We start from the raw sequence: 11,212 nt of genomic DNA, 5'->3' as shown, positions 1-11,212 counted from the left end.
AGAACCGTATCCCCGGTAACGGTGAGCTTTATACGCTCAAACTAAGCAGCTTAAACATGAGAAAGCAGGATTCGCCATGAAAATAGACCGCCTACTTACAATTCTTGCGATCTTACTTAGAAAAGAGCAAGTAACTGCACCGGAGCTTGCGGAGCAACTGGAAGTTACTCGTCGCACTATCGGACGTGATATTGACGACCTGTGCAAAGCAGGTTTTCCCATTGTGACCCGGCAGGGTGCTGGCGGTGGGATTTCCATTGCAGAGGGATATAAGCTGGATAAAAACTTGATGACTAAAGAGGAACTGCAAAATATTCTTATTGCCTTGAAGGGGCTTGAATCAGTGGACGCCACTTCACGTCTCGGAAGATTGGTGCAAAAACTCACTCCTGCGTCTGATGCGGTTGTCTCCCTCAAAGACAACATAGTGATAGATTTGGCCTCGCACTATAAGGACAGTCTTTCGAAGAAAATAAATTTGTTGCGTACTGCCATAGAGCAAAGACGCATTGTTACTTTTGCATATTACTCAGATAAAGGTGTGACTTTTCGTACCATCGGACCGTATTTTATAGTTTTCAAGTGGTCGGCGTGGTATGTATTTGGATACTGTATGGCGAGGCAGGATTTTCGTATGTTTAAGCTGGGGCGTCTATGGAGGCTTAATTTGACGGAGGAAAAGTATTCGATAGGTATGATACCACCGGAAAAAATAGATTTTGATGCCCATCTGAGAGATGACCGGGACATGGTGATACTCTTTGACGAGAGCGTGGAATACCTGCTGGTAGAGGAATATGGCCCCGCCAGTTACACGAAGACCCCTGACGGAAAGCTTTTATTTCAGCGGGGCTACACCAATTTGGACTTTACTCTGCGATGGATTTTAAGTTTCGGAGATAAGGCAGAGGTATTGGCTCCTGCTGATTTACGAGAAACAGTCGGCAAGATAATTTTAAAAACGGCGGAAAGATATAACTGATTGAACAGGACACACAGTTGTCCTGTTTTTTGTAGTACTATTAGGAAAAAAGGAGGCGTTTTGTGTATGAAAAAAATTATTTTGGAAAAAGCTGGTGAACTTTTGGCAAAATGTGATGTGGTGACACTGGCATCCATCAATGAAGCGGGATATCCCCGTATTTGCGTATTGTCAAAGATCAAAGCGGAGGGAATCCGGACGATCTGGATGGCTACAGGGACAAGTTCCGCCAAAATTGCTCATTTTAAAAAAAATCCGAAAGCAAGCATTTGTTATTATTTAGGCGGCGACAGTGTTACGTTATTGGGTGAGATTGAAATAGTTCACGATGCAGTTGTCAAAAAAGAATTGTGGCAGGATTGGTTTATTGAGCATTTTCAAAAAGGTGTGGATGACCCTGAGTATTGCATTTTTAGGTTTGATACAAACCAGGCCACCTGCTGGCTCGAAAAGTGTTTTGAAACACATAGTGTATAACCGGCAAACCAGCTGTCTAATCAGTCATATTGAAATAGGAAAATAAGAGCTAGCTTTCCGAGGCTAGTTCTTATTTTTCGATGCGGATGTCAGTATTTGATTACTATCCTCCAATTAAAATTTATTCAGGATAATCATATCTGCAGGATTTTATATACCGACCTGGTAAATAAAGTATTAAATGAATAAATCATTATTTAAAGAATGTGGAGGATAGCTAATGAAAATACAATCACTGAAACTGGTTTGTTTTTCACCTACGGGAACATCAAAAACAATTATTCAAAGTATTGCACGTGGAATTAGCCATAGCACTGTCGAACTAATAGATATTACCAAACCAGATGCGCGGAATCAACAATTACAAACATCGGAAAACGAATTACTTCTTGTTGCTGTGCCAGTTTATGTTGGAAGAGTACCAGCGCTTGTAATTGACTGGCTGCAATCGGTTAAAGCTTGTAATACACCTACGGTATGTATTGTTGTTTATGGTAACCGCGAATATGACGATGCATTACTTGAACTTAAGGATATTTTAATTAAACGTGGATGTATACCAATTGCCTGTGCGGCGTGTATTGGGGAACATTCTTTTTCTAGTTTCGAAACACCAATTGCGGTAAATCGTCCTGATGCAAGCGACTTACATCAAGCAGAATTACTAGGAAGTAAAATAAATGAAAAACTACTATCTATTTCATCGGTCGATGATATTTCTGATATAAATGTACCCGGCAACTATCCGTATAGAGGAGATTCGAAGACATGGACTGTTGATTTTATAGCAATTAGTAATACATGTTCAAAATGCGGAGTTTGTGTGGAGGCGTGTCCGGTTGGTGCAATCGATTTAGAAAATAATTATTTACCTGATAAGGAAAAATGTATTTTATGCTGCGCTTGTATTAAGTGCTGCCCTCAAAACGCTAAAACAATGAAAACTGGTATAGTCAAAGACACCGCAATCAGATTAAGTGAAAAGTGCAAACAACGAAAAGAACCGGTATTCTTTATTTGATTAGAGAAGACTGGATAGGGAATGAGGTTATCAAAGAAATAAGAAAAAATTCGTCGATTGCATTAAAACAAATTGGCCGGCTTTTTGGAGGAATCAGTGAATCTAGGGTAAGCCGTTACTAAAAAATAGTGAAGAGCAAGTTTAGAACCGTCCCTGTTTGCCCCTATATTTATACTTGACATGCAAGGTCTGCTATTTTATAATGTAATTGAGAATGAAAACCATTATCGATGAAAAGAGAGAGCCTAAGAGCTCCGTGCCAACAAATGTATAGCACGGAGGTTTCTTTTTTAGGAGATAACCTACCATGCGTCAGTGTTGCCGACTATACCAAGGAAGGTGAACTCATGCGAAAAGTTTCTTTGAAAGTCCAGCATTCAGAAACAATAGCGTTTCGTTGCCCTAAATGCAATCGTCTATTATTTAAAGGGTGTATAAAATATGTGGAGATTAAATGTCCCAGATGCGGCCATATACAGTATGTGGAAGCCGACGATTTGCATTGGCACACTGCAAATGCTGGTTGCTCCAAGAATCATATAACATAAGTAGAGAGCCAAGAGCTCCGTGTTGATGCACGGGGTTTTATTTTTTGCGAGAGGTGCGATTGATTATGGATAGTATACGGGAAGCAACGCGGTTATTTCAGCAAGGGGGTTTGGTTATGTATCCGCTCTTGTTGTGTTCCGTTTGCGTTGTGGCAATTGTATTGGAACGGTGGCGCTATTATCGACGCAACAATCGACAGGCGCCAGGTTTTTTTGAAAATCTTCAAGACAAAATCAGCAATGCCGATTGGACGGGTGCAGCTAAGATTTGCGAACAATCACCGGGAGTGGTTGCACGCGTACTTGCCGCCGGGCTGCGCTTTCGCGGCGATACAACAAATATGAAAGAGGCATTTGAAAGTGTTACCGCCTGGGAATCTGCCCAGTTGCGCAAACAACTCGGATATTTGGATACAATTGTTACTCTTGCGCCGCTGCTGGGACTATTAGGAACGGTCTTGGGAATGATTGGCTCATTTAGTGTGCTTAATGTAAATAATAGTAACCCGGTGGCGATAACCGGTGGTGTCGGTGAAGCTTTAGTGGCGACGGCGACCGGCTTGTGCGTAGCGGTTTTGGCTTTGGTGTCGCACAGTTATTTTTGCCATCGCCTTGACGCCTTGATAACAGAGATTGAGAGAAGCTGCACGTTTATTATTGAAAATGTAAAGGGTGAACAAGAATGAAGCTCCGTGCGTACCGGGTAGAAAGTTCACCCAAATTGATGGTTATTCCGATGATTGATATTATTTTCTTTTTATTAGTTTTTTTTATGATGAGCACTTTACATATGGTTTATCAGAAAACAATGCCGGTTAATCTGCCGCCAGCCGCAACGGTTCATCAGGAGGTGGCAAAACCGCTGACTATCAGCATTTCGAATTCGGGCACACTTTATTGGGAACAAGAGGAAATAGCGCTAGAAGCACTGCGGGGACGACTACAGCGGATAATCGCCAGTCAGCCGCAACAAGCCGTTGTTTTGCGGGCTGATCAATCTGTCGAACATGGCAAAGTGATTGTTGTTATGGATGAATTGAAATTAGCCGGTGTACAAAAGTTAGCAATTGCGGCTCAGCAGAAGCAGAGGTGAGTATTGTGACACAGGCTGCATATTGGCCTAGGGCCTTTGGAATCTCTTGCATCATCCATTTTATGCTTATACTTTTACTGGGATTATTGGCAGGAAATCTGCCTGTCCGCCAATCGCCGGAAGAGTATATTGTGGTTGATTTATCGTTAATTGGTGGCAGCAAGGGCGGTGCAGGAGGAGAACCTGTTCATTCTGCGGAAAAAGCGGCTGGATTGCCCGCCGTACCCGGTATATTTTCGCAGGCGATCAATCAATCGATGGAACCGGAACCAATGCGGAATTTTTCGACGAATGAACTACAAACAACGAATATGCCGCAGGCCGGCTCTGACAGTGCCGGTGAGGCGATGCCTGCGGCGATTGGCGGAAATGCTGCGGGCATAAGTAGGGGGGATGGCACTGCCATAAGCGCAGAACCGGGAACAGGTAGAAATGCGGGCAGTGGTAGTGGTGCTAGCATTGGTTTGGGAAGCGGGGAAGGTGCAGCGCCTGACATTGACGGTGCTATTTTGGCTTTTCTGGCCGAAGTGGAAAAACATAAGGAATATCCTTATGTTGCCCGCAAACGGGGGTATGAAGGGGTGGTTACCGTATTTGTCGAGTTAAGCGCCGGTGGCGAATTGCGGCAAGTACGGGTTGAAAAATCGTCGGGATTTTCTTTGCTTGATGAGGCTGCCACAGCAGTGGTCCGGCGTGTATCGCCATTCCGGCATGGGCTGGGGCGCCCGGTAGCGATGAAAATACCGATTAGTTATCACTTGTTGCCGTAATTGGCCGGAAAGGTGTTGATGCTAGCATGGTTGGCATGATGAGGTGGAAAAGTGCATAAACGGATTGGCGTGATATTGAGTATTTTAATCATAGCTATGTTGGCTGGGGGGATGATATTTCAAGATGATTTGACAGGCAAACAAACGGATACAGCAAATTTGCGGTCAGTAACAGACAGCGCCGGCCGGACGGTGCAGATTCCCGCCAGGCCGCAGAGGGTTATTGTTTTGAATGCTTCGAATCTTGATTTATATTACGCTGCGGGCGGCAGTGTGGTTGGAAAGCCGGCGACTGAGGCGCTTTCGCCGGAAGTTAAAGAGGCGGTAAAGTCCATTCCTACTGTTGGCACTACCGCTAACCCCAGTTTAGAGAAGTTAGTGGCGCTGAAGCCTGACTTGATACTGGGTGTCAATATACCACCCCATCACAATCTGCTCCCGGTTTTAGAAAAGGCCGGTATCCCGATTCTGTTGCAAACATTGGATAACTATCAGCAGATTCTTGATACTCTGCGTTTTTACGGCGAACTGACCGGACAGCCGGAACAGGCGGCCGGAGCAATAGCCGGTATCGAGGACGCATACCGGAAAGTAATTGCTAAAAAACGTACCGGTCCTGCGCCTAAAGTCTTGATTGTCTGGGGTTCTACCGAAAGCTTCAATATGGCGACTCCGCGCAGTTTTAGCGGTGATTTGCTGCAACGGATAGGCGCGGAAAATATTGCCGACACGCCGGATACGGTGAGCGCAAAAATGAGTTATGTGCCGCTGAGTATGGAATATGTAGCCGAGAAAAATCCGGATGTCATTTTATTAATTACCCATAGCTCTGATGAAAAAGTGGGCGAGAAATTTCGCAATGAATTGGCGAAACATCCTGCTTGGCAAGGCCTAAAAGCGGTAATGAATAACCGGGTGCATATACTGCCTTATCACTTGTTTGCCGTTAACCCCGGCACGCGGGTTGGCGAAGCGCTGGTGCTGCTCGAACAATTGGTCTACCCGGAGGTGGCAGAGCCTTGAACGAATGCAATATAGATCCGCGCGCCAGAGTGCGAACATGGGTCGGTGTTTTAGGCTTTGCGGCCATTCTGGCCGCGCTGCTTAGCGGTGTAATGGCAGGAGCTGTGAATGTAACTGCAGCGGAAATATGGGAGGCAGTATCCGGTCAAACCGGCACCGAGTCTTATCAAATCATTCGCAATATCCGCGTGCCGCGTCTATTAGTCGGTGCTTTCACCGGCATGAATTTGGCATTAGCCGGGTGCATTCTGCAGGGAGTTTTGCGCAACCCCCTGGCCGATCCCGGAATTATCGGCGTTTCGTCAGGAGCGGGATTGGCTGCCATGGCGGTGATGATTATATGGCCGACCCATAGTGCGCTTGTGCCGGTTGCCGCTTTTGCGGGAGCGTTGCTCGCCTTAGCTGTCGTGTTTGTATTGGCATGGGAGCGTGGTGTTCATCCGCTGCGGCTGATCTTGGCGGGAGTGGCTGTTGCCGCATTTTTCGGCGGCGGCATGAGCACACTGATGGTTTTTCATTCTGATAAAGTGCAGGGAACGGTTAACTGGATGGTTGGTGGTTTTCAGGGACGCAGTTGGGAACATGTGCGTATGATTCTGCCCTATAGCTTTGCCGGTATAATCGGCTCGTTAGTTGGTTACCGGTACCTGAACACCTTGCAGTTAGGTGATGAAGTAGCTAAAGGACTGGGAATTCGTGTGGAAGCTGCGCGTATTTTGTTGGTCGGATTGGCTGCGTTATTGGCGGGGTCTGCGGTCAGCGTCGCCGGACTGCTGGGTTTTGTCGGCCTGGTTGTACCGCATATCACGCGCATGATGGTTGGTTCTGATTTTGAATATCTGATGCCATGTTCCGCTCTGCTTGGGGCCGCGTTGGTAGTGTCAGCCGACACTGTGGCGCGCACTGTTTTCAGCCCGGTAGAACTGCCGGTCGGTATTTTCATGGCTTTTTTGGGAGCGCCGTTCTTCCTGTATTTGTTGCGAAAGAGAGGGATACATCGATGAGTCATTGTATGGAAGCGCGTTCTGTTCTTCTGGGATACGGATCAAAAGTGGTCGCGACGCGCCTGGATCTATGTATTGACAAACCGGAAATGGTTTCGATTATCGGGCCGAACGGTTCGGGGAAATCCACTTTATTAAAAGCTTTGAGCCGCTTATTGCCGCCAAAAGCCGGCAGTATTTTGCTTGACGGCAAAGACATTCACCGCATGCATCCCCATGAGGTTGCGCGAATTATGGCGGTTTTGCCGCAGTCAGTGCAGGCGCCTAGCGATATTACGGTACATGATTTAGTTTCTTATGGTCGTTCGCCTCATCAAAGTATGTTTTCTACGGTGAGTGAAACAGACAAAAGCCAGGTGATGGATGCGATTACTGCCACTGGAATGACGGAATTTGTGCATCACCGCTTAGATACCTTATCAGGCGGTGAAAGGCAGAGAGCCTGGCTAGCCATGGCGCTTGCCCAGCAACCGCAAATCCTGATGCTGGATGAACCCACAACTTATTTAGATATCTTTCATCAGTTGGAACTGATGAAGCTGGTGCAGCGGCTTCATCAGGAAAGGCAGATCACAGTTGTCATGGTATTGCATGATTTGAATCATGCGGCTCGTTTCAGTCAGCGGGTTATTGCTGTAAAAGCAGGGAAAGTCTTTGCTGACGGCGCTGTGAGTGAGGTTTTTACCGCTAATACACTTAAACAACTTTATGGAGTAGAAACAACGGTAATGACGGTCAAACAGGGAGGTGATGAGCATCTTGTCTGCTTCCCCCACGACATTTGCCTGTCTTGCGGCGCCTGAGTGTGTCCTCAGCCTGCGGCAAGTATCCAAACAATATGGCAAAGATACGGTTGTTGATCAAGTTTCTCTGCAGGTTGGCAAGGGAGAAATTTTTGGTCTGTTAGGTCCGAATGGAGCAGGCAAAACCACGCTGATAAAAATGATTGCCGGCTTAAGCCGTCCTAATGCCGGCAGCTTGGATTTTTTCGCCGACGGTAAGGCGATAGCTATGTTGGAGCGCAACCGCTTTATAGGTCTTGTACCGCAGGAAAGTAACCTGGAAAGAGAATTGACGGTCGAAGAAGCCCTGCTGCTGTATGCCCGCCTGTTCGCTGTCAACGACCCACACCGGCGAGTTGAAGAACTTATGCAGGAGTTTAATCTGACTGCCATTAGAAACAAGAAAGTTGGACTTTTATCAGGTGGTATGGCGCGGCGGGCCTTAATTGCGCGGGTTTTACTGCCGCAGCCGCAGCTATTGCTGCTGGATGAGCCTACAGTCGGACTTGATCCGGATGTGCGGCAAGATATTTGGCAGATTGTCCGTGATCTGGCCGCAGCTGGTAAAACAATCTTAATGACTACGCATTATATGGATGAAGCCGAAGCATTGTGCCACCGGATTGCCTTGCTAAAAGCCGGCAGGATTGCGGTAACCGGTACGCCGGAGACGCTAAAAGCGCTTGCCGCCAATGATACAGCTGAACCGCAGATAACACTGGAAAAAGCCTTTCTGCAACTGATCAGAGAGGAGAGCGTTTAATGGGTTGGTATGCGGTATATGCCCGGGAAATGGTGCTGATGAAAAAGAAAATTGGCAAACTGGGCCATGTTTTTTCCTCAATTTTATTTCCGGTTATTTATTTATTCGCCTTTGGCTTGGGACTGGGTTCGCGTGTTGATGTCCCGGGCGGGTATGTCCCGTTTTTAGCAAAAGGAATCTTAGGGATAACGGTTATGCTTAACGCTTTTCAGCAGACGTCTTTATCTACCAGTGTCAGCCGATTACATTTTCACACCTTTCAAACCCTTATCATGAGCCCGGTTTCACCGCTGCAGACAGGACTGGGTATTGTGCTGGCAGGTGTGACCCGGGGTCTCTTGATGGGAACCCTGCTGTACAGTATTGCTTATTTTTTGTTTGACGCGCCCGCGTTATCCGGCATCGGGATTGCCGGCATGTTTTTAACCGCTTTTTGTTTTGCCTCCTTGGGCATGGCGGTAGGATTATGGGTGTCTGATCCGGACGAAATCTCACTGGTCAACAATTTCTTAATTACACCGATGATTTTTTTCTGCGGCTCATTTTTCCCAATTAAGAATCTGCCGGTGCTTATTAAGTCGGTGGTAGCCGTTTTGCCGTTGAGTTTGGCCAATAATCTGCTGCGGACAGAAGTATGGGAGAGTGCCGCACAACATATTCTGCTGCTAAGCGTCGCCGGCATTATTTTGCTGCTTGGGGGAGTTCAAATGCTAAAACAATATAATGAATAATTTTGCCGACTATAAATTATATTTGAAAGATTTTTGAAGGAGGAATCCGATGAAACACTTGATTGTTTATTCCAGTGTAACCGGTAATACGAAAAAAGTCGCAGAAGCGATTGCCCAGGTATTTGATGAAGCTGTAGATATTTTTCCGGTTGAGACTGCGCCGCCGACTGACGACTATGATTTAATTGCTGTTGGTTTTTGGGTGGACCGGGGGACGGCTGATCAAAAAGCGCAAGCGTATCTGCGGACAATTCATGGAAAAAAAGTTGCACTTTTTGCCACGCTCGGTGCCTATCCGGATTCCGAACATGCCGCAAAATCGATGGCCAACGCCGCCGCGTTGCTGCCAGATGACAATAAGCTGCTGGGAAGCTTTATTTGCCAGGGAAAAGTAACTTCCCGTCTGACCGAGAAGTTTAAAGACCTGCCGCCGGGACACCCCCATGCGATGACACCTGACAGGGAGGCGCGTCATCGCGAGGCAGCCAAGCATCCGGATGCCAACGATCTCCAAAAAGCGCAGGATACCTTTGCCTCGATACTAAAGAAAATAAGTCTAGGCCAATAGATTCAAGGAGGGAGCTGCGATTTGACAGGCGATAAATTAAACCGGCTTTTTTCCGCTATGAGCCCTGAACAGTACGAACTATTGGTGGGCATGGAAAACAGCGATCCGTTGACCGCATCTTTTGTCAAAAAACGTGTGATTCATGCCGGCCTTAGCGGCAGAGCGATACAACCGGAAGAGTGGCAGACCACTTGGCAGAAACTGATGCGTCAGCCCGCGGAAAAAGGCAAGCGGGTAGCCTATCTGCATATACCATTTTGTTTGAAGCGCTGCCTGTATTGCGGATTTTTTCAAAATGTATCTGCTGAGGAGTGGGAAACCGCCTATATTGATCGATTGATTTGTGAACTAGAGATGAGTGCAGAAGACCGTTATATAAACAGCGGACTGGTTCATGCTGTTTTTATTGGCGGCGGTACTCCCAGCACCCTTTCACCCCATAATGCAGCCAGGCTGCTGCAGGCAATCCGATTCTACCTGCCGTTGGCAAATGATTATGAATTGACACTGGAAGCACGGATACATGATTTAGTTCCGAGCAAGATGGAAGCCTGGCTGGAAAACGGAGTCAACCGGATCTCGATTGGCGTGCAGTCTTTCAATACTCTTGTGCGTCAGACGGTCGGGCGGCTGGATGCCAAGGAAGTTATTCTGGAACGGTTGCAGCAGCTTTCGCATTATGAGCAGGCGGCGGTTATTATTGATTTAATGTATGGCTTGCCGTATCAAGATTGGGAAGTTTGGCTGGAGGATTTGGCACTACTCAGTACAGCGGCCGTAGATGGCTGGGACTTATATCAATTAAATGTTTATGAAAACAGCATACTGAAAAGAGCCATTGATACCGGACTCCTGCCACCAGCGGCTTCAACTGCGGAACAGGGCAGAATGTTTGCAGCGGCAGAGGCAATATTGGCAGATAATTTATTTTCGCGCATCAGTGTTTGTCACTGGGCAAAAAGTAACCGCGAGCGCAATATGTATAATACTCTGACCAAGAATGGCAATGCAGTCCTTCCCTTCGGTTGCGGCGCTGGTGGTTCTATTAACGGTGTTTCGCTATCGCTGGAAAGAAAGCTGGATCAATATATAGCAAGTATTGACAAGGGCGAGAAACCGATTAAAGGCATGCGGCAGCCTCACGCTGTTCACGGACTGCAAAATGCCATTCTCGGACAGATAAAGCAAGGCTATTTAGCTATTCGGCCATTAGCGGCCCAATACGGAGCTGATGTCCTGGAGATTGAGCCGCTATTGAAATTATGGGAAGCGCGGGGACTGATGCATTTTGGCTCCTCTGCCGCACGGCTGACGGTAGCAGGGCAATTCTGGTATATGAATATTGCGCAAGCGGTTTTAGAATGCCTAAACGCTCTTATTACGGGTGAGCAGGTTGTACAAGCCAACATGTCCTATGGATGATTTTTATAATAAAAACAAGGAGCCAAGA

General features: G+C 46.8%; 14 protein-coding genes. All 14 read left to right on the top strand.

The window, feature by feature from the left end:
• Positions 1-76: 76 nt before the first annotated feature.
• The 14 genes from BLR65_RS24035 (at position 77) to hutW (ending at position 11,184) form a co-directional block, all read left to right on the top strand.
• Positions 77-982 carry a helix-turn-helix transcriptional regulator gene (locus BLR65_RS24035; RefSeq protein ID WP_093796693.1) on the top strand — a complete coding sequence of 302 codons (906 nt, stop codon included), beginning with the start codon at positions 77-79 and terminating at the stop codon, positions 980-982.
• Between the two features lie 66 nt (positions 983-1,048).
• Positions 1,049-1,459 (top strand): pyridoxamine 5'-phosphate oxidase family protein, encoded by a 411-nt coding sequence (locus BLR65_RS24030; RefSeq protein WP_093796692.1) that lies wholly within the window; start codon positions 1,049-1,051, stop codon positions 1,457-1,459.
• Positions 1,460-1,679: 220 nt separating this feature from the next.
• The gene (locus BLR65_RS24025) at positions 1,680-2,480 is read left to right on the top strand and encodes an EFR1 family ferrodoxin (RefSeq protein WP_093796691.1); all 801 of its coding nucleotides are present in this window, start codon (positions 1,680-1,682) and stop codon (positions 2,478-2,480) included.
• Positions 2,481-2,710: 230 nt separating this feature from the next.
• Positions 2,711-3,028 (top strand): Com family DNA-binding transcriptional regulator, encoded by a 318-nt coding sequence (locus BLR65_RS31645; protein ID WP_093796690.1) that lies wholly within the window; start codon positions 2,711-2,713, stop codon positions 3,026-3,028.
• A 65-nt stretch (positions 3,029-3,093) separates the two neighbouring features.
• A complete protein-coding gene (locus BLR65_RS24015) occupies positions 3,094-3,714 on the top strand; it encodes a MotA/TolQ/ExbB proton channel family protein (protein WP_093796689.1) in 621 nt (206 codons plus the stop codon).
• Complete coding sequence (locus BLR65_RS24010) at positions 3,711-4,121, top strand: ExbD/TolR family protein (protein WP_093796688.1); 411 nt, start codon at positions 3,711-3,713, stop codon at positions 4,119-4,121. Before BLR65_RS24015 ends, BLR65_RS24010 begins: the two co-directional genes overlap by 4 nt.
• 62 nt (positions 4,122-4,183) lie before the next feature.
• Complete coding sequence (locus BLR65_RS24005; protein WP_143122649.1) at positions 4,184-4,891, top strand: energy transducer TonB; 708 nt, start codon at positions 4,184-4,186, stop codon at positions 4,889-4,891.
• A 51-nt stretch (positions 4,892-4,942) separates the two neighbouring features.
• Positions 4,943-5,914: an ABC transporter substrate-binding protein gene (locus tag BLR65_RS24000; protein WP_245693014.1), complete on the top strand. Its 972-nt coding sequence runs from the start codon at positions 4,943-4,945 to the stop codon at positions 5,912-5,914.
• The gene (locus BLR65_RS23995) at positions 5,911-6,918 is read left to right on the top strand and encodes a FecCD family ABC transporter permease (protein ID WP_093796686.1); all 1,008 of its coding nucleotides are present in this window, start codon (positions 5,911-5,913) and stop codon (positions 6,916-6,918) included. The genes BLR65_RS24000 and BLR65_RS23995 overlap by 4 nt, the downstream gene beginning before the upstream one ends.
• On the top strand, positions 6,915-7,721 hold the full coding sequence (locus tag BLR65_RS23990; protein ID WP_093796685.1) for an ABC transporter ATP-binding protein: 807 nt from the start codon (positions 6,915-6,917) through the stop codon (positions 7,719-7,721). The genes BLR65_RS23995 and BLR65_RS23990 overlap by 4 nt, the downstream gene beginning before the upstream one ends.
• Positions 7,678-8,463, top strand: a complete 786-nt coding sequence (locus BLR65_RS23985) for an ABC transporter ATP-binding protein (protein ID WP_169716949.1) — start codon at positions 7,678-7,680, stop codon at positions 8,461-8,463. Before BLR65_RS23990 ends, BLR65_RS23985 begins: the two co-directional genes overlap by 44 nt.
• Positions 8,463-9,194, top strand: coding sequence for an ABC transporter permease (locus BLR65_RS23980; RefSeq protein ID WP_093796683.1), 732 nt, complete (start codon positions 8,463-8,465; stop codon positions 9,192-9,194). Before BLR65_RS23985 ends, BLR65_RS23980 begins: the two co-directional genes overlap by 1 nt.
• Positions 9,195-9,243: 49 nt before the next feature.
• Complete coding sequence (locus tag BLR65_RS23975) at positions 9,244-9,762, top strand: flavodoxin family protein (protein WP_093796682.1); 519 nt, start codon at positions 9,244-9,246, stop codon at positions 9,760-9,762.
• A 21-nt stretch (positions 9,763-9,783) separates the two neighbouring features.
• Positions 9,784-11,184: a heme anaerobic degradation radical SAM methyltransferase ChuW/HutW gene (gene hutW / locus BLR65_RS23970; protein ID WP_093796681.1), complete on the top strand. Its 1,401-nt coding sequence runs from the start codon at positions 9,784-9,786 to the stop codon at positions 11,182-11,184.
• Positions 11,185-11,212 lie beyond the last annotated feature (28 nt).

The sequence above is a fragment of the Sporomusa acidovorans genome (assembly GCF_900101845.1).
Lineage (GTDB): Bacteria > Bacillota > Negativicutes > Sporomusales > Sporomusaceae > Sporomusa > Sporomusa acidovorans.
Note: the sequence above shows the minus strand (reverse complement) of the source record. Positions and strands in the feature narration are given on the sequence as shown.